Origin of the sequence: Serratia sp. 506_PEND, from assembly GCF_001076875.1 — a bacterium.
GTDB classification, from domain to species: domain Bacteria; phylum Pseudomonadota; class Gammaproteobacteria; order Enterobacterales; family Enterobacteriaceae; genus Serratia; species Serratia marcescens.
On record NZ_JVEL01000007.1, the window covers coordinates 1 to 17,096 of the forward strand.

19 protein-coding genes are annotated in these 17,096 nt (G+C 60.4%); 12 read left to right on the forward strand and 7 right to left on the reverse strand.

The features are described 5' to 3' along the window. A partial coding sequence (locus ADK28_RS00075) for a TonB-dependent receptor domain-containing protein (RefSeq protein WP_048794573.1) occupies positions 1-1,199 on the forward strand: 1,199 nt, incomplete at its 5' end. Positions 1,200-1,221: 22 nt separating this feature from the next. Here the strand turns inward: ADK28_RS00075 and ADK28_RS00080 are convergent. From ADK28_RS00080 to amiA, 3 genes are all read right to left on the reverse strand, one after another. Next, entirely contained in the window at positions 1,222-1,677 is a 456-nt protein-coding gene (locus ADK28_RS00080) for a YaiI/YqxD family protein (RefSeq protein WP_028127767.1), read from the reverse strand. After that, positions 1,677-2,597: an oxygen-dependent coproporphyrinogen oxidase gene (hemF, locus tag ADK28_RS00085; protein WP_016926774.1), complete on the reverse strand. Its 921-nt coding sequence runs from the start codon at positions 2,595-2,597 to the stop codon at positions 1,677-1,679. Before hemF ends, ADK28_RS00080 begins: the two co-directional genes overlap by 1 nt. Positions 2,598-2,662: 65 nt before the next feature. Continuing rightward, positions 2,663-3,544 carry an N-acetylmuramoyl-L-alanine amidase AmiA gene (amiA, locus tag ADK28_RS00090; protein WP_016926775.1) on the reverse strand — a complete coding sequence of 294 codons (882 nt, stop codon included), beginning with the start codon at positions 3,542-3,544 and terminating at the stop codon, positions 2,663-2,665. 205 nt (positions 3,545-3,749) lie between these two features. On the opposite strand from amiA, the gene ADK28_RS00095 reads away from it, so the two are divergent. After that, a complete protein-coding gene (locus ADK28_RS00095) occupies positions 3,750-4,175 on the forward strand; it encodes a GNAT family acetyltransferase (RefSeq protein ID WP_004936504.1) in 426 nt (141 codons plus the stop codon). A 41-nt stretch (positions 4,176-4,216) separates the two neighbouring features. Here the strand turns inward: ADK28_RS00095 and ADK28_RS00100 are convergent, their stop codons facing one another. Then, positions 4,217-4,615 carry a YgiW/YdeI family stress tolerance OB fold protein gene (locus tag ADK28_RS00100; RefSeq protein ID WP_019453857.1) on the reverse strand — a complete coding sequence of 133 codons (399 nt, stop codon included), beginning with the start codon at positions 4,613-4,615 and terminating at the stop codon, positions 4,217-4,219. 174 nt (positions 4,616-4,789) lie between these two features. Here ADK28_RS00100 and ADK28_RS00105 point away from each other — a divergent pair, with 174 nt between their 5' ends. The 10 genes from ADK28_RS00105 (at position 4,790) to ADK28_RS00150 (ending at position 14,315) form a co-directional block, all read left to right on the forward strand. Beyond that, entirely contained in the window at positions 4,790-5,254 is a 465-nt protein-coding gene (locus ADK28_RS00105; RefSeq protein WP_048794574.1) for a DUF2919 domain-containing protein, read from the forward strand. A 156-nt stretch (positions 5,255-5,410) separates the two neighbouring features. After that, a complete protein-coding gene (locus ADK28_RS00110; RefSeq protein WP_004936494.1) occupies positions 5,411-5,998 on the forward strand; it encodes an RpoE-regulated lipoprotein in 588 nt (195 codons plus the stop codon). A gap of 177 nt (positions 5,999-6,175) precedes the next feature. Then, positions 6,176-7,075 carry a Dyp-type peroxidase gene (locus tag ADK28_RS00115; protein WP_004936493.1) on the forward strand — a complete coding sequence of 300 codons (900 nt, stop codon included), beginning with the start codon at positions 6,176-6,178 and terminating at the stop codon, positions 7,073-7,075. A 201-nt stretch (positions 7,076-7,276) separates the two neighbouring features. Then, positions 7,277-8,299, forward strand: a complete 1,023-nt coding sequence (locus ADK28_RS00120; RefSeq protein WP_048794575.1) for a sulfate ABC transporter substrate-binding protein — start codon at positions 7,277-7,279, stop codon at positions 8,297-8,299. After that, the gene (gene cysT, locus ADK28_RS00125) at positions 8,300-9,139 is read left to right on the forward strand and encodes a sulfate/thiosulfate ABC transporter permease CysT (protein ID WP_019453852.1); all 840 of its coding nucleotides are present in this window, start codon (positions 8,300-8,302) and stop codon (positions 9,137-9,139) included. Next, on the forward strand, positions 9,139-10,014 hold the full coding sequence (cysW, locus tag ADK28_RS00130) for a sulfate/thiosulfate ABC transporter permease CysW (protein ID WP_025303787.1): 876 nt from the start codon (positions 9,139-9,141) through the stop codon (positions 10,012-10,014). Before cysT ends, cysW begins: the two co-directional genes overlap by 1 nt. Next, on the forward strand, positions 10,004-11,092 hold the full coding sequence (cysA, locus tag ADK28_RS00135; protein WP_025303786.1) for a sulfate/thiosulfate ABC transporter ATP-binding protein CysA: 1,089 nt from the start codon (positions 10,004-10,006) through the stop codon (positions 11,090-11,092). The genes cysW and cysA overlap by 11 nt, the downstream gene beginning before the upstream one ends. An 82-nt stretch (positions 11,093-11,174) precedes the next feature. Further along, entirely contained in the window at positions 11,175-12,056 is an 882-nt protein-coding gene (gene cysM, locus ADK28_RS00140; protein WP_033641378.1) for a cysteine synthase CysM, read from the forward strand. Positions 12,057-12,308: 252 nt separating this feature from the next. Continuing rightward, positions 12,309-12,989 carry a response regulator transcription factor gene (locus ADK28_RS00145; RefSeq protein ID WP_016926783.1) on the forward strand — a complete coding sequence of 227 codons (681 nt, stop codon included), beginning with the start codon at positions 12,309-12,311 and terminating at the stop codon, positions 12,987-12,989. Positions 12,990-12,995: 6 nt separating this feature from the next. Next, on the forward strand, positions 12,996-14,315 hold the full coding sequence (locus ADK28_RS00150) for an ATP-binding protein (protein WP_048794576.1): 1,320 nt from the start codon (positions 12,996-12,998) through the stop codon (positions 14,313-14,315). 299 nt (positions 14,316-14,614) lie between these two features. Here ADK28_RS00150 and crr read toward each other — a convergent pair whose 3' ends face one another. The 3 genes from crr to ADK28_RS00165 all read right to left on the reverse strand — a co-directional run. Continuing rightward, positions 14,615-15,124: a PTS glucose transporter subunit IIA gene (gene crr / locus ADK28_RS00155; RefSeq protein WP_004936467.1), complete on the reverse strand. Its 510-nt coding sequence runs from the start codon at positions 15,122-15,124 to the stop codon at positions 14,615-14,617. A 49-nt stretch (positions 15,125-15,173) separates the two neighbouring features. Next, the gene (gene ptsI, locus ADK28_RS00160) at positions 15,174-16,901 is read right to left on the reverse strand and encodes a phosphoenolpyruvate-protein phosphotransferase PtsI (RefSeq protein WP_015378671.1); all 1,728 of its coding nucleotides are present in this window, start codon (positions 16,899-16,901) and stop codon (positions 15,174-15,176) included. Positions 16,902-16,947: 46 nt separating this feature from the next. After that, the coding region (locus ADK28_RS00165) for an HPr family phosphocarrier protein (RefSeq protein WP_048794577.1) at positions 16,948-17,096 on the reverse strand (149 nt) is incomplete at its 5' end.

Genomic DNA, 17,096 nt, shown 5'->3' on the forward strand with positions numbered 1-17,096 from the left:
GTTTCAGCCTGCAGGACGTCGATTTCGCGTTCAGCTACGGCGGCAAGCTGGTGCGCAACGAGTATAAGAAAAAGGCCTCCGGTTTGGTGACGGATGACAATCAGGCGGAAAGCATGCCGGTGGGAATGTCGGGCAAGCAGGATATCTCCAGCCTGTACAGCGGCCTGCAGGCCAACTACGGCATCTGGCAGGGGAATTTCGATCTGAACTACACCGCCTATCGCCTCTCCGGCTATAAGCCGGCCTGTGACGAGCGCGTAGAGTGCTTCCCGCAGGGCGCTGGCAATATCAACCGTAACGAACACGGCTTCAACCCGTCGGTCATGCTGTCGGCGCAGGTGACGCCGTGGCTGCAGCCGTTCGTCAGCTACAGCAAGTCGATGCGCGGGCCGAATATCCAGGAGGTGTTCTTCGCCAACAGCGGCGGCCAGTCGATGAACCCGTTCCTCAAGGGCGAAAAAGCGGAGACCTGGCAGGGCGGGTTCAACGCCAATGCCCACGATCTGTTGTTCAAGCAGGACAGCTTCCAACTGAAAGCGGTCTATTTCGAAACCAGGATCAAAAACTACATCTCCAGCCAAACCTACCTGGTGTGTAAAGACCGCCAGAAGTGCAACCGTTCGCAGGCGACGCAGGAAGAGTGGGATAACGCGGACGTCAACGTCAGCATGACCATGTACAGCAACGCCCCCGAACCGGTCAAAATGCGCGGTGTGGAGATCGAAGCGCTGTACGACGCCGGTTTCGCGTTTACCAAACTGTCGTTAAGCAAGGAGCATACTTCCCAGCCGACCAACCAGGCCAGCAACGTGTTCGGCGCGGGTGATGTCAGCGAACTGCCGGAATTCTACTTCACGCTGGACAGCGGGGTGCGCCTGCTGGACGAGACATTGACGCTGGGCGGGGTGGTGAAATACACCGGCAAATCGGTGCGCCTGTCGCCTGATTCCACTCTCGATGAAAACGAACAGTTGATGAAGGAGCCGGCGCCGCATATTCCGACCATTATCGATCTGTACGGCACCTATCAGGTGAATCGCAATCTGCTGCTGAAGCTCAGCGTGCAAAACCTGATGGACAAGGACTACTCGGACGCGCTGAACAAGATGAATTCGCTGCCTTCGCAGTCACAAGATTTCACGCCGACCAACACCGCCCGTGGGCGGACTTATATCTTCGGGGGGGAGTTGCGCTTCTAAACCGCAGCAGAGCAGGGCGCAGTCACTGCGCCCGTTTCGCCTGCAGCAGCCATTTGTCCAGCTCGTTGGCGAACTGCTGGCGGTCGCGCTGGTTCAGGGCGTTCGGGCCGCCGGTCTGAATGCCGCTGGCGCGCAGGGTATCCATAAAATCGCGCATGTTGAGGCGCTCGCGGATGGTGTCCGGCGTGTAGCGTTCGCCGCGCGGGTTCAGCGCCACCGCACCTTTCTCGATCACCTCCGCCGCCAGCGGGATGTCGGCGGTGATCACCAGATCGCCCGCTTCGCAGCGGCGCACGATCTCGTTATCGGCCACGTCGAAGCCGGCCGCCACCTGCAGCGAACGGATGTGCTTCGACGGCGGCGTGCGCAATGGCTGGTTCGCCACCAGCGTGACGGTGATGGCGGTGCGATCGGCGGCGCGGAACAGCACCTCTTTGATCACGTTCGGACAGGCGTCCGCATCGACCCAAATCTGCATCATTTCGACTCCTGCAGCCAGTCGCGCACCGGCAGGAAATCGCGCGCCAGCGCCGCTTCCGGGCTGTCGGCCTCCGGCTGGTAGTTATATTCCCAACGCACCAGCGGCGGCATCGACATCAGGATGGACTCGGTGCGCCCGCCGGTTTGCAGCCCGAACAGCGTGCCGCGATCCCACACCAGGTTGAACTCCACATAGCGGCCGCGGCGATACAGCTGGAACTGGCGCTCGCGCTCGCCCCAGGTCAAGGCCTTGCGTTTTTCGACGATCGGCAGATAAGCGTCGAGGAAGCCCTGGCCCACCGCGCGGGTGAAGGCGAAACAATGGTCGAAATCCGGGGTGTTCAGATCGTCATAGAACAGGCCGCCGATGCCGCGCGCTTCGTTGCGATGCTTGATGAAGAAGTAATCGTCGCACCATTGCTTGTATTTCGGGTAGACCTCGTCACCGAACGGCGCGCACAGCTCGGCCGCGGTGCGGTGCCAGTGCACGGCATCCTCTGCGAAACCGTAGAACGGCGTCAGGTCAAAACCGCCGCCGAACCACCACACCGGCGCTTCGCCCGGTTTTTCGGCGATGAAGAAGCGCACGTTGGCGTGGCTGGTGGGCACGTAGGGGCTGAGCGGGTGGATAACCAATGAGACGCCCATCGCCTGGAAGCTGCGTCCGGCCAGTTCCGGACGGTGCGCGGTCGCCGAGGCCGGCAGGGTGGCGCCGGAGACGTGCGAGAAGTTGACACCTGCCTGTTCGAACACCGCGCCGTTGGTCAGCACGCGGCTGCGGCCACCGCCGCCTTCTTCACGCGTCCATTGGTCTTCGGTGAACACGGCGCCGCCGTCGGCCTGGGCGAGCTGCGCGCAGATGTGATCCTGCAGCGCCAGCAGGAAGGATTTTACTTCAGCGATGTTAGGTAAACTCATGCGGGGTCTTTATAGCGTCTGGCTGAACAAGGCGCTGAGTATACTCTTATTCGCCGCCCGCGGCATCAGCGGGGTTTGCGTTGGTGTGCGTCGAAATAGTCGAAGAAGTTGACGATGCCGTCCGCGATGGCGCGGGCGATTTTCTCGCGAAACGCGGTGGTGCCCAGCAGCCGCTCTTCATTCGGGTTGGTGATGAACGAGGTTTCCACCAGCACCGAGGGGATGGACGGGGATTTCAGCACCGCGAACGCCGCCTGTTCGGTGCTGTCGCTGTGCAGATGGTGCACCGGGCGAATTTGACCGAGCACGTGGCGGCCGAGCGTCAGGCTGTTGTTGATGGTGTCGGTTTGCACCAGATCGAACAACACCTGCTGCAGGTAGTTGTCCTGATCCTTGTACTTGCCGCCCGCCACGTCGTCGGCGGCGTTTTCACGGTTGGACAGGTAGCGCGCCATGGCGCTGCTGGCGCCGCGGTTGGAGAGGGCGAACACCGAAGCGCCGGAGGCCGACGGGCTGGTAAAGCCGTCGGCGTGAATCGAAATGAACAGGTCGGCCTGGTGCTGGTGGGCGATCTCGACCCGCTGGAACAGCGGAATGAACTCATCTTCTTCGCGCGTCAGGCGCGCCTCGACGTGATCGTGCTCATGCAGGAAACGGCGCACGTGGTTGGCGATTTCCAGCACGATGTGTTTTTCCTGCGAGCCTTCGTGGCCGACCGCGCCGGAGTCGATGCCGCCGTGGCCGGGATCGATCATCACCCGCTTTTTGCCGCCGGCCGGTTTCGCCGCCGGTTTGCTGTGCTGATTGCGCAGCAGGCCTTCCGCCTTGGCGCTGTGGCTTTTCACGCCGAACAGCGCCACCGCCAGGCCGGAAAGCAACAGTTGGCGTCGCGTCGGGGAAACGGCAAGCGGCTTAAAATTGAGGAATTGTTTACCCTGCTTTTTCATTACGCAACGCTCCGTCGACGTTTCTATTTTGCGACGTTATATCGTATTGATAATCATTAATCGACCCGATAACTATTTCCATTTATTACGCCTGTTACCGGCGATTTCCGGGCAAAATAGCGCGCTAAATCGCAGTTTGATATTGCGTAAGTGAATAATCACGCGATAATCAGATAAACACCTTAATTAACAGCGGCCAACATCGATGGAAATTCGCGTATTTCGACAAGACGACTTTGAAGAAGTCATTACCCTGTGGGAGCGCTGCGATCTGCTGCGGCCCTGGAACGATCCGGAAATGGACATCGAGCGCAAGCTGAACCACGATCCTGAGCTGTTCCTGGTGGCGGAAGTCGGCGGCGAAGTGGTCGGTTCGGTGATGGGCGGCTATGACGGCCACCGCGGCTCGGCGTATTACCTCGGGGTGCATCCCGACTATCGCGGGCGCGGCATCGCCAATGCGTTGATCAACCGTCTGGAGAAGAAGCTGATCGCCCGCGGCTGCCCGAAGATCCAGATTATGGTGCGCGAAGACAACGACACGGTGGTTGAGATGTACGAGAAGCTCGGCTACGAAATCCAGGGCATCACCAGCCTGGGCAAGCGGCTGATCGAAGATCAGGAATATTGATCGAGCGGCGGACGGCGGTATAGCCCGCCCGCCGCATCGCATTACGGCAGCTTTTTGACGGTTTTCACGTCCACTTCGAGGCTGTTCCAGTCTTTATCCACTTTCCCTTCCAACTGCACCTTGTCTTTCGGCGTAACGGTCTGGCCGTTCCAGCGTTTGCGATCGATATCGACCGTCAGGGTGCCGGTGGCGTCGCGGAAGGTATAGGTTTCGTCGCCGATGCGCTGCTCGATGTTGCCCTGCAGCATCACCCAGGTGTCGTCGCTCAGCGATTTCACCTTGTCCACGGTGGTCAGCGCCGCGCTGGGGCCGGAGAAACCGCCCTGCGGAGCGGGTTGCGTTTGCGCCTGCGGCGCGGCCGGATCGAGGAACCCGCCTTGTTGCGCCAGTACCGGTGCGCTGCACAGCGCGATCAGAGCGGCCAGAGTCAGTTTTTTCATGTTGCGCTTCCTTATCGTTATTGAAAATCACATCCCGCTGATATCGGGGGCTTGCTTAGTGATAAGGATTAAAACACGCCGATCTTAAGAGCTTCTTAAGCCGGCGCATTGAAATTCCCATCGCCGGCGCCCATCTGTAGCCGTAGTCTTTATTCTGTTGGCAAGGAACGATCGTTGAAGCCATTCTCACCCCGGTTTTCCCCGGATGATTACGACCAGCACGGCGCGCTGCGGCTGCCGCTGGGATTTTGGGCCGTGCTGATTTTGCAGGCGCGCACTTGGCTATTGTTCGTGATGGCCGGCGTTTCGCGTGAGCAGGGCGAAAGCTTGCTGGCGCTGTTTTATCCGGATACCCAACGCTTTTGGCACGGCATGCTGCTCGGTCTGCCGGCGGCGCTGGCGTTTTTGCTGAGCGGCCGTCGCCACCAATGGCCGCGGCTGTGGCGCGGTTGGCGCTGGGGGCTGGCTGTCTCGCTGCTGGCGTCGCTCGGCGGCTCGCTGTTCAGCCTGTGGCGCCAGGACGGCGATGCGCCGGGGCTGGAGCTGGCGTTGGCGTTACTCGACGCTCTGGCGCTGAGCTATCTGTTGCTGAATGCGCGTCTGAAAGCCTGTTTCGCGCCGGCGGGGCGCGCCGACTAATTGCCGAGAAGTGCGGCACTTTTCGCATTTTCCGCACTCCAAGCTGGCAACCGTTGGCGTAGTGCGGGCCGTTGTGAGAGGCTGGCATGCAGCAAAACGCCGAGTGCGGCAGGGGCGGGTTACCGCCCCGTGCCATTGATGTTTAAGGAGCTAGAGATGAATATTCGCCCCCTGTTGTTAGGGCTTCCGCTGTTACTGACCGGCTGTTCGAGCATGTCCAATTTCTCTTGGTCCAGCCTGTCGCCGTTCAACTGGTTCGGCAGCAGCCTGGAGGTCGGCGCCAAGGGCGTCGGCAAGCTCAACGCCGGCACGCCGATGTCGGAAAGCGCCATTAATGACGGGCTGGACGGCAACTACCGCCTGCGCGGCGGCATGGCGACCAACAACGGCCAGATCGTCTCTTATTACCAGGCGCTGTCCGGCGACGAAGTGAAACTGGTGATCACCGGCGAACCGAAAGGGCGCCTGCAGCGCGTGGACGTGCTGGATCCGAAAGTGGCGACGGAGTGGGGCAACAAGCTCGGCACGCCGTTCGGCGATATGTACAGCAAGGCGTTCGGCTCTTGTAAGCCGGGCAGCGGCGAAGACGCCGGTAAAGTGGAGTGCGTGGCGGAGCAGAGCAAGTACGTCACCTACATCTTCAGTGGCAAGTGGGCCGGGGCGCAGGATATCATTCCGCCGGACGACACCCTGAAAAGCTGGACGGTCAGCAAAATCATCTGGCACGCCAAGCCGCAGCAGTAATGCGTTCAACGGGCGCCGGTTCGCGGCGCCTGCCTTTTCAAGCCATTACCCCTATTTTCTTTGCGCTGCTGCAAGGCAATCGCCCGCGCTTGCGGTATGATAGCGCGCGTTTGTAACAGGGAACCCGCGCGTCAACCGCCATACCTGTTGCCTGGTTTTGGTATTGAGGATAACAACATGACACAGGTTCAGAGCGGCATTCTGCTGGAGCACTGCCGTTTCGCCATTTTTATGGAAGCCAGCGTACAGGGCGAATTCGCCGACTTGCGCCAGGGCTGCAAGCAGTTTTGTCAGACCCTGAGCGAGCTGCAGCAGCAGTTCCCCGATGCGCGCCTCGGCGCGGTGATCGCTTTCGGTTACGACGTCTGGCACGATCTCTCCAGCGGCCAGGGCGCGAAAGAGTTGAAGCCGTTCACGCCGCTCGGCAAAGGGCTGGCGCCGGCCACCCAGCGCGATATGCTGATCCACATCCAGTCGCTGCGTCACGACGTCAATTTCACGCTGGCGCAGGCCGCGCTGGCGGCGTTCGGCAACGTCATCAAGATTGAAGAAGAAACCCACGGTTTCCGTTGGGTGGAAGAGCGCGATCTGAGCGGCTTCATCGACGGCACCGAAAACCCGCAGGGCGATCAGCGCCCGGCAGTGGCGACGATCGCCGAAGGCGAAGAGGACGCAGGCGGCAGCTACGTGCTGGTGCAACGTTACGAGCACAACCTGCGCCAGTGGCAGCGCTTTACCACCGAGCAGCAGGAGCAGATCATCGGCCGCACCAAGCACGACAGCGAAGAACTGCCTGCGGATCAGCGCCCGGATACCTCCCATGTCAGCCGCGTCGATTTGAAAGAGAACGGCAAGGGCCTGAAAATTCTGCGCCAGAGCCTGCCTTACGGCACCGCCAGCGGCAAGCACGGCCTGTTCTTCATCGCCTATTGCGCGCGCTTGCACAATATCGAGCAGCAACTGCTGAGCATGTTCGGCGATTTGGACGGCAAACGTGACGCGATGTTGCGCTTCAGCCGTGCAGTGACCGGCAGCTACTACTTTGCGCCATCGCTGACGCGCCTGCTGTCACTTTGACGCCGTCGCCGAAGCCGGCGCGTCCGGCTTCGGTCCGTTTTCCCGTCCCGAAAACGCCTCGCATTCCCTGTCTTATAGCGTTTGATGCTTGTAAATCACTAAACGGTATATAAAAGCGTTACAGCTCCGCACCGAGTTATAAATACACTGGTCGTCAATAAGGCGAAAGCCTGAAGGAATGACTCAGTGATAAGGTGCAGAATGAAACAAAACCGGGTTAAAAATCTCGTGCTGAAAGGTTGGCTGGCGGCTGCGCTGTTGGCGAGCGGCGCCGCATCGGCGGCGGAAATGCTGAACAGCTCTTATGACGTTTCCCGTGAATTGTTCGTCGCGCTGAATCCCGGCTTTGAACAGCAGTGGAATCAACAGCATCCGAACGACAAGTTGACCATCAAACAATCGCACGCCGGCTCGTCGAAGCAGGCGCTGGCGATCCTGCAGGGCCTGCGGGCCGACGTGGTGACGTACAACCAGGTCACCGACGTGCAGATCCTGCACGATCGCGGGCAGTTGATCCCGGCGGACTGGCAGGCGCGCCTGCCGAACAACAGCTCGCCGTTCTATTCCACCATGGCGTTTCTGGTGCGCAAGGACAACCCGAAGGGTATCCACACCTGGAACGATCTGGTGCGCGACGACGTGAAACTGGTGTTCCCGAACCCGAAAACCTCCGGCAACGGCCGTTACACCTATCTGGCCGCCTGGGGCGCCGCCAGCCAGGCTGACGGCAACGATGCGGCCAAGACCCGCGCCTTTATGACCCGCTTCCTGAAAAACGTGCTGGTGTTCGATACCGGCGGCCGCGGCGCGACCACCACCTTCGTCGAGCGCGGTTTGGGCGACGTGCTGATCAGCTTCGAGTCCGAAGTGAACAATATCCGCAAGCAATACGGTGAAGACAAGTACGAAGTGATCGTGCCGCCGGTCGATATTCTGGCGGAGTTCCCGGTGGCCTGGGTCGACAAAAACGTCGAGCGCAACGGCACCGAACAGGCGGCCAAAGCCTATCTGAACTATCTCTACAGCCCGGCGGCGCAGCAGGTGATCACCAGCTTCTACTACCGCGTCTATGACCAGAAAGCGATGGCTGCCGCGAAGGGGCAATTCCCGGACACCCAACTGTTCCGGGTGGAAGACCAGTTCGGCGGCTGGCCGCAGGTGATGAAAACCCACTTCGCCACCGGCGGCGAGCTGGATCAGCTGTTAGCGGCAGGGCGCAAGTAAATGTTAGCGTTGTCGTCCAGTAAGCGGGTGCTGCCCGGATTTGGCCTCAGCCTCGGCAGCAGCTTGTTTTATACCTGTTTGATCCTGCTGCTGCCGCTCACCGCGCTGGTGATGCAGTTGGCGCAGATGAGCCTGGCGCAGTACTGGGAAGTGATTTCCAACCCGCAGGTGGTGGCGGCGTATAAAGTGACGCTGCTGGCGGCTGGCGTCGCCAGCCTGTTCAACGCGGTGTTCGGCATGCTGATGGCCTGGATCCTGACGCGTTATCGCTTTCCCGGCCGTTCGCTGCTGGACGGTCTGATCGATTTGCCGTTCGCGCTGCCGACGGCGGTGGCCGGCCTGACGCTGGCGGGGCTGTTTTCCACCACCGGCTGGTACGGCCAGTGGCTGGCGCACTTTGACATCAAGGTCACCTTCACCTGGCTTGGGATCGCGGTGGCGATGGCGTTCACCAGCCTGCCGTTTGTGGTGCGCACCGTGCAGCCGGTGCTGGAAGAGCTGGGGCCGGAATACGAAGAGGCGGCCGAGACGCTGGGCGCCACGCGTTGGCAAAGTTTTCGCCGCGTGGTGCTGCCTGAGGTGGCGCCAGCGCTGCTGGCCGGCACCGCCATTTCCTTTACCCGCAGTCTGGGCGAGTTCGGCGCGGTGATTTTCATCGCCGGCAATATCGCCTGGAAGACGGAAGTGACTTCGCTGATGATTTTTGTGCGTTTGCAGGAGTTCGATTACCCGGCGGCTAGCGCCATCGCCTCGGTGATCCTGGCGGCGTCGCTGTTGCTGCTGTTCAGCATTAACGTCTTGCAAAGCCGCTTTGGCAGACGTTTGGGAGGAGGGCACTGATGGCTGATGTTTCCGCCTTCAACGGCGCCGAGCGCCCGCGCGTCAACTGGGGCAAGTGGACGCTGATCGCCATCGGTACGCTGTTCTCGGTGCTGCTGCTGGTGGTGCCGATGATGTCGATTTTCGCCGAGGCCTTTTCCAAAGGATTCGGCGCGATGTGGAGCAATTTGCTCGATCCGGACATGCTGCACGCCATTTGGCTGACGGTCTTGATCGCGCTGATTACCGTGCCGTTTAACCTGGTGTTCGGCACGTTGCTGGCGTGGCTGGTGACGCGTTTCACCTTCCCCGGCCGCCAGCTGCTGCTGACGCTGATCGATATCCCGTTCGCCGTCTCACCGGTGGTGGCGGGGCTGATTTATCTGCTGTTTTACGGCAGCAACGGCCTGCTGGGCGGCTGGCTGGATGCGCATAACATCCAGATCATGTTCTCCTGGCCGGGCATGGTGCTGGTGACTATCTTCGTCACCTGTCCTTTCGTGGTGCGCGAGCTGGTGCCGATGATGCTCAGCCAGGGCAGCCAGGAAGATGAGGCCGCCATTCTGCTGGGGGCGTCCGGTTGGCAGATGTTCCGCCGCGTGACGCTGCCCAACATTCGCTGGGCGCTGCTGTACGGCGTGGTGCTGACCAACGCGCGCGCCATCGGCGAGTTCGGCGCGGTGTCGGTGGTGTCCGGTTCGATTCGCGGCGAAACCTACAGCCTGCCGCTGCAGGTCGAGCTGTTGCAGCAGGATTACAACACCGTCGGTTCCTTTACCGCCGCCGCGCTGTTGACCCTGATGGCGATCGTTACCCTATTTTTGAAGAGTGCGCTGCAGTGGCGTCTGGAACGTCAAAACGCGCGTCTCGAGCGGGAGGAAAATCATGAGCATTGAGATTAACGGCATCAACAAGTACTTCGGTCGCACCAAGGTATTGAACGATATCTCGCTCGATATTGCTTCCGGCGAGATGGTGGCGCTGCTTGGGCCATCCGGTTCCGGCAAGACCACGCTGCTGCGCATCATCGCCGGGCTGGAGAGCCAGAGCGGCGGCAAACTGGGTTTTCACGGCACCGACGTCAGCCACATGCATGCGCGCGACAGACGTGTCGGCTTCGTGTTTCAGCACTATGCGCTGTTCCGCCACATGACGGTGTTCGACAATATCGCCTTTGGCCTGACCGTACTGCCGCGCCGCGAGCGGCCGAACGCCGCGGCGATCAAACAGAAAGTCACTCAGTTGCTGGACATGGTGCAGCTTGGCCATTTGGCCAATCGCTACCCGTCGCAGCTGTCCGGCGGCCAGAAACAACGCGTGGCGCTGGCGCGCGCCCTGGCGGTGGAACCGCAAATTCTGCTGCTGGACGAGCCGTTTGGCGCGCTGGATGCGCAGGTGCGTAAAGAGCTGCGTCGCTGGCTGCGCCAGCTGCACGAAGAGCTGAAGTTCACCAGCGTATTCGTCACCCACGATCAGGAAGAGGCGATGGAAGTGGCTGACCGCATCGTGGTGATGAGCCAAGGCAATATTGAACAGGTTGGCTCGCCGGAGGAGATTATGCGCGAGCCGGCCAGCCGTTTCGTGCTGGAGTTTATGGGGGAAGTGAACCGTCTGAACGGCGAAATTCGCGGCTCCCAGCTGTTCGTCGGCGCGCACCAGTGGCCGCTGTCGTTCCAGCCGATGCACCAGGGCAGCGTCGATCTGTTCCTGCGCCCGTGGGAAATGGAAGTGGCGACCGAGAGCAGCGAGCGCTGCCCACTGCCGGTTCAGGTATTGGAAGTCAGCCCGCGCGGCCATTTCTGGCAGCTGACGGTGCAGCCGATCGGCTGGCATCAGGAACCGATAAGCATAGTGTTGCCGGAAGGCAACGCCACGCCGGTGCGCGGCGGCCGTTATTACGTCGGCAGCCTCAATGCGCGGCTGTATGCCGGCGATCAACTGCTGCAACCTGTTGCGTTAGCCAAAAGCGCCTGATAGGTTTTAGCCAGTCCTTTTCTTTAAGGCAACCCCGGGGTTGCCTTTTTACTTTACGCACACCAACACACAGGCAAAGATCGTGACAACGCTCGAACAATGCATCGGGAATACCCCGCTGGTACAACTGCAACGGCTGGCCGCCCAGGCGGGCAGCGAGGTATGGGTCAAACTGGAAGGCAATAACCCGGCGGGATCGGTGAAGGATCGCGCCGCGTTGGCGATGATCCAGCAGGCGGAGCTGCGCGGGGAGATCAAGCCCGGCGACGTGCTGATCGAGGCTACCAGCGGCAACACCGGCATTGCACTGGCGATGATCGCTGCATTGAAAGGCTATGCGCTGAAGCTGCTGATGCCGGAGAACATGAGCCTGGAGCGGCAGGCGGCGATGCGCGCCTACGGTGCGGAACTGATCCTGGTCAGCCGTGAGCAGGGGATGGAAGGGGCGCGCGATCTGGCGCTGGAGATGCAGCGCCAGGGGCAGGGCAAGGTGCTGGATCAGTTTAACAATTTCGACAATCCCTATGCCCACTTCACCACCACCGGCCCGGAGATCTGGCGCCAGACCGAAGGGCGCATCACGCACTTCGTTTCCAGCATGGGCACCACCGGCACCATTACCGGCGTGGGCGGTTACCTGAAGAGCCAGAATCCGCAGGTGCAGATCGTCGGCCTGCAGCCGGCGGAGGGCAGCAGCATCCCCGGCATTCGCCGTTGGTCGCCCGCTTACCTGCCGGGGATTTTCCGCCCGGAGCTGGTGGATCAGGTGTTGGATATCGAACAGGGCGATGCCGAGCAGACCATGCGCCAGTTGGCGCAGCGTGAAGGCATTTTCTGCGGCGTCAGCTCCGGCGGTGCCGTAGCCGGCGCCTTGCGCATCGCGGCGGCCCATCCTGGCAGCGTGGTGGTGGCGATCGTCTGCGATCGCGGCGACCGTTACCTCTCTACCGGCGTGTTCGACTGATCGCTCCTTCCCGGCGGTGTGTTCCGTCGGGAGAATCTTTCCCACTTTCCTTCCGACAGACGGCAGCCCCGCTTGCGTGGTTGCTGCCGCTTGCTCGTGCGCCAATGCCATGACTGAAGTAGAGAAATTGCGCGGCAGCGACCACAATAACGGTGGCGAGACGCAAAGAGCGATGTGTAAGGATTGAGTAAAACCGGCTGCGGGCCGGCGGAATTGGCGGGAAAATAACGAAAATCGGTGAAGGAGCAAGGCATGAAAATTTTACTGGTCGACGATGACCTGGAGCTTGGCACCATGCTGAGCGAATACCTGACGGGCGAAGGCTTCGACGCCACGCTGGTGCTGACCGGCAAGGCGGGGGTTGAGGGCGCGCTGTCGGGCGACTATACCGCGATGATCCTCGACATCATGCTGCCGGACATGAGCGGCATCGACGTGCTGCGCGATGTGCGTAAAAAGAGCCGGCTGCCGATCATCATGCTGACCGCCAAAGGCGACAACATCGATCGGGTGATTGGCCTGGAGATGGGCGCTGACGATTACATGCCCAAACCGTGCTACCCGCGCGAATTGGTGGCGCGTCTGCGCGCGGTGCTGCGCCGTTTCGAAGAGCGGCCGCAAGAGGCGGACGAGGAGGCCGCCATCAGCTTCGGCGAGCTGACGCTGAACCCTTCAACCCGCAGCAGCGAATGGCGCGGTAAGGCGTTTGATCTGACCGCTTCGGAATTCAATCTGTTGGAGCTATTGCTGCGCGCGCCGGATCGCGTGGTATCGAAGGACGAACTGTCCGAGAAGGGGCTGGGGCGCCCGCGCGAGGCCTATGATCGCAGCGTGGACGTGCATATCAGCAATATCCGCCAGAAGCTGAGCGCGCTGGCCGGCAGTAAGCTCAGCATCGAGACGGTGCGCAGCATCGGCTATCGCATTCGGTAACCTGACATGCGCGGAAGACTGTTCTGGAAAATTTTACTCGGCTTTTGGCTGACCTTTCTCATCATGACGCAGGCGCTGTGGGTGGCGTTTTCTCTTTATGGCGATCGCTATGTGCCGCCGGAGAACGCCATGGCGCGACGGGCGATCGGCCTGCAGCTGACCTCCGCCGCCACCCAGTTGCGCAGTGGCGGCATGCCGGCGCTGGAAGCCTTGATGCGCGACTGGCCGGAGGACGATCGGCGTCTGCTGTCGGTGACGCCGATGACCCAACCGCCGCCTGCGCCGGAAGAACCGGTGTTTGAAGGGCGGCGGATGCCGAAAGCGATTTCCGCCTGGGTGCAGACCGGGGAAGGGCAGGGTTACTGGCTGAGCTATGACGTGCGCGGGCTGCGGGAAGAGTATCGGCCGGAGCGGCGTTCCCACTTCTTCAACATTCCTGCGCCGATGCTGTGGGTCGGCGGGCTGGGCGGTTTGCTGTTCAGCGCCGTGCTGGCCTGGAACCTGACCCGGCCGATGCGTCAGCTGCGCGGCGGCCTGGATCGGGTGGCGCAGGGCGATCTCTCGGTGCGGCTGTTTCCGACGATGCGGCGCCGCCATGACGAGCTGTCCGACGTGGCGCGCGATTTCGACACCATGGCCGAACGCCTGGAGCTGTTGGTCAGCGCCCGCGAGCAGCTGTTGCACGACGTCTCGCACGAGCTGCGTTCACCGCTGGCGCGCCTGCAGCTGGCGATCGGCCTGGCGCGGCAGAATGCCGGCAACGTCGAAACCTCGCTCAAGCGCATCGAACATGAGTCGGGGCGGCTGGACAAAATGATCGGCGAGCTGCTGGCGCTGTCGCGTACCGAACACAGCAGCCTGCCGGACGAAGAGTATTTCGATCTGTACGGCCTGGTGGATGCGGTGGTGAGCGATGCGCGCTACGAGGCGCAGGTGCCCGGCGTGGATATCGTGCTGCAGGCCGAATCGGACGTGGAGTATACCGTCAAGGGCAATGCGGAGCTGATGCGGCGAGCGGTGGACAACATCGTGCGCAATGCGCTGCGCTTTTCCATCCACGGGCAGCGGGTGACGGTGGCGCTGTCGCGCGTCGATAACCAGTTCCAGATCGCCGTCAGCGATCAGGGGCCGGGGGTCGAAGAGGCGAAGCTGTCGAGCATCTTCGATCCGTTCGTGCGCGTGAAGTCGGCGCAGTCGGGCAAGGGTTACGGCCTGGGGCTGGCGATTACCCGCAAGGTGGTGTTGGCGCACGGTGGCCAGGTTGAGGCGCGCAACGGCGACAAAGAGGGGCTGGTCATTACCCTGCGTATCCCGCGCTGGCAATAATAGACTATCTTACTTGCCATTTTGAACTAGGGCAGTGCTCGCCTTCGTCACGTACTGCGTGTACGCTCCGAAGGTTGCGCGCTGTCCATGTTCAAACTGCCTGCGCCGATAACGTCTATTATCCGCGGCATACCCAAAGGATTTCGAATTGCAGCTAGGCGGCAAGCGGGGGAATCCCCGGGAGCTTACTCCGGTAAGTGACCGGGGTGAGCACGTGCGGCCAACAGCGCTGCGGTTCGAAAGACGAAGGGGATAAAAAAAACGGCGCCGAGGGCGCCGTTTTTCTTGCTCATCCGCGCTTACTTCTTGATGCGGATGATCGGGGTTTCGCCAACGGTCACGCTGCCCGACAGTTTGATCAGCTCTTTGATCTCGTCCATGTTGGAGATAACGACCGGCGTCAGGGTAGACTTGGCTTTCTCTTCCAGCAGTGGCAGGTTGAACTCGATAACGACGTCGCCTTTCTTGACGCGCTGGCCTTCTTCGGCGATGCGTTTGAAGCCTTCGCCTTTCAGTTCTACGGTATCGATGCCGAAGTGGACGAACAGCTCAATGCCGCTGTCGGATTCGATAGAGAATGCATGGTTGGTTTCGAAAATCTTGCCGATGGTGCCGTCAACCGGAGCAACCATTTTGTTGCCGGCCGGTTTGATGGCGATACCGTCGCCAACGATTTTTTCAGCGAACACTACGTCCGGCACATCTTCGATATTGACGATTTCGCCAGAAAGGGGAGCGACGATCTCGATAGTGCCCGTGTCTTTCTTGTCATCAGAAACCAGAGATTTCAGTTTATCGAACAAACCCATGATCTTCTCCTAAGCATTAAATTGGGCGGCGTTCCAGTGTCGTGGAAGTTTAGCAGAGCGTTTTTTCTTCGATGAATTTATTGACGCAATTCATCAGGTCTTGTGCCGTTGGCTGTGCCAAGGCCTGCGCTGCCAACGCCTTCACATCTTCGAAATTCGTGTTACGAATAATTTTCTTGATGCGCGGGATTGAAATCGCACTCATGCTGAACTCATCCAGCCCCATGCCCAATAACAACAGTGTAGCACGCTCATCGCCAGCCAGTTCGCCGCACATGCCGGTCCACTTGCCTTCCGCGTGAGATGCATCAATAACCTGTTTGATCAGGCCAAGCACTGATGGGGACATCGGGTTATAGAGATGAGAAATCAGCTCGTTGCCGCGATCTACCGCCAGAGTATACTGGGTTAGATCGTTTGTCCCAATACTAAAGAAGTCGACTTCTTTCGCCAGGTGGTGAGCGATGACCGCCGCAGCCGGTGTTTCCACCATCACGCCCACTTCGATGCTCTCGTCAAACGCCTTGCCTTCTTCGCGCAGCTGCGCCTTCAGCGTCTCGATTTCGCCTTTCAGATCGCGCACTTCTTCCACGGAGATGATCATCGGGAACATGATGCGCAGTTTGCCGAACGCCGAGGCGCGCAGGATGGCGCGCAGCTGGGCGTGCAGGATTTCACGGCGGTCCATCGCGATGCGGATGGCGCGCCAGCCGAGGAACGGGTTCTCTTCCTTCGGCAGGTTCATGTACGGCAGGTCTTTGTCGCCGCCGATGTCCATGGTGCGGACGATCACGGCCTGCGAGCCCATGGCTTCCGCCACGGCTTTATAAGCCTGGAACTGCTCGTCTTCGGTCGGCAGCGAGTCGCGATCCATGAACAGGAATTCGGTACGATACAGGCCGACGCCTTCCGCGCCGTTGCGCTCTGCACCTGCGACGTCGCGCACGGTGCCGATGTTGGCGCAGACTTCAACCTGATGGCCGTCCAGCGTAATCGCCGGCAGATCCTTCAGCTTGGCCAGATCGTTTTTCTCGGTGATGTATTGGTTCTGGGCGGCTTTCAGCTGATCGATCACATCAGCGGTCGGGTTAACGTAAATTTTGTTGTTGACCGCATCCAGAATCAGGTAGTCGTCGTTCTTCACCTGCTTGGTCACGTCGCTGGTGCCGACGATCGCCGGCAGCTCCAGGGAGCGCGCCATGATAGAGGTGTGGGAGGTGCGGCCGCCGAGATCGGTAATGAAGCCCAGCACTTTGTCCAGGTTCAGCTGTGCGGTCTCGGACGGGGTCAGATCGGTGGCCACCAGGATCACTTCGTCCTGAATGGAGCCCAGATCGACGATCGGCATGCCCAGAATGTTCTGCAGCAGACGTTTGCCGATGTCGCGCACGTCGGCGGCGCGTTCTTTCAGGTATTCGTCGTCCAGCTCTTCCAGCGCTTTCGCCTGACCTTCGATCACGGTGTAGGCGGCGGCGTCTGCGGAGGCCAGATCGTCTTTGATTAGGGCTATGATTTCCTGCTCAAGCTCTTCGTCTTCCAGCAACATGATGTGGCCTTCGAAGATAGCTTCCTTCTCTTCGCCGAAGGTTTCGCCAGCTTTGGTCTTGATCGCTTCCAGCTGTTCGGACGCTTTCGCGCGGCCGGCCAGAAAACGCGAGACTTCCTGCTCTACTTGATCAGCAGAGATTTTCTTCCGGTTGATGACGATGTCGTCTTCTTTCAGCAAGAGAGCCTTACCAAAAGCGATGCCCGGTGATACTAAAATGCCTGAAATCATAACCCTACCTTACTCTTGACTGGTGTTAACTAAAAAGACGGGCCGATTACTCAAGCTCTGCCATCAGTTTTACCAAGTGCTCAACGGCTTTCTGCTCGTCTTCACCTTCAGCTGAGATGGTCACTACGGTCCCTTGAGTCAGCCCCAGAGTTTGCAGTTTGAACAGGCTTTTAGCGCTGGCGCTTTTGCCGTTGG

Excerpts from the sequence above, each read along its gene's own strand:
- ADK28_RS00150 (WP_048794576.1), top strand. The coding sequence starts at position 12,996 with ATGCGCGGAAGACTGTTCTGGAAAATTTTACTCGGCTTTTGGCTGACC.
- ADK28_RS00080 (WP_028127767.1), bottom strand. The coding sequence starts at position 1,677 with ATGCAGATTTGGGTCGATGCGGACGCCTGTCCGAACGTGATCAAAGAG.
- cysA (WP_025303786.1), top strand. The coding sequence starts at position 10,004 with ATGAGCATTGAGATTAACGGCATCAACAAGTACTTCGGTCGCACCAAG.
- cysW (WP_025303787.1), top strand. The coding sequence starts at position 9,139 with ATGGCTGATGTTTCCGCCTTCAACGGCGCCGAGCGCCCGCGCGTCAAC.
- ADK28_RS00095 (WP_004936504.1), top strand. The coding sequence starts at position 3,750 with ATGGAAATTCGCGTATTTCGACAAGACGACTTTGAAGAAGTCATTACC.
- ADK28_RS00110 (WP_004936494.1), top strand. The coding sequence starts at position 5,411 with ATGAATATTCGCCCCCTGTTGTTAGGGCTTCCGCTGTTACTGACCGGC.
- ADK28_RS00145 (WP_016926783.1), top strand. The coding sequence starts at position 12,309 with ATGAAAATTTTACTGGTCGACGATGACCTGGAGCTTGGCACCATGCTG.
- amiA (WP_016926775.1), bottom strand. The coding sequence starts at position 3,544 with ATGAAAAAGCAGGGTAAACAATTCCTCAATTTTAAGCCGCTTGCCGTT.
- cysT (WP_019453852.1), top strand. The coding sequence starts at position 8,300 with ATGTTAGCGTTGTCGTCCAGTAAGCGGGTGCTGCCCGGATTTGGCCTC.
- ADK28_RS00120 (WP_048794575.1), top strand. The coding sequence starts at position 7,277 with ATGAAACAAAACCGGGTTAAAAATCTCGTGCTGAAAGGTTGGCTGGCG.
- ADK28_RS00115 (WP_004936493.1), top strand. The coding sequence starts at position 6,176 with ATGACACAGGTTCAGAGCGGCATTCTGCTGGAGCACTGCCGTTTCGCC.
- ptsI (WP_015378671.1), bottom strand. The coding sequence starts at position 16,901 with ATGATTTCAGGCATTTTAGTATCACCGGGCATCGCTTTTGGTAAGGCT.
- ADK28_RS00100 (WP_019453857.1), bottom strand. The coding sequence starts at position 4,615 with ATGAAAAAACTGACTCTGGCCGCTCTGATCGCGCTGTGCAGCGCACCG.
- hemF (WP_016926774.1), bottom strand. The coding sequence starts at position 2,597 with ATGAGTTTACCTAACATCGCTGAAGTAAAATCCTTCCTGCTGGCGCTG.
- crr (WP_004936467.1), bottom strand. The coding sequence starts at position 15,124 with ATGGGTTTGTTCGATAAACTGAAATCTCTGGTTTCTGATGACAAGAAA.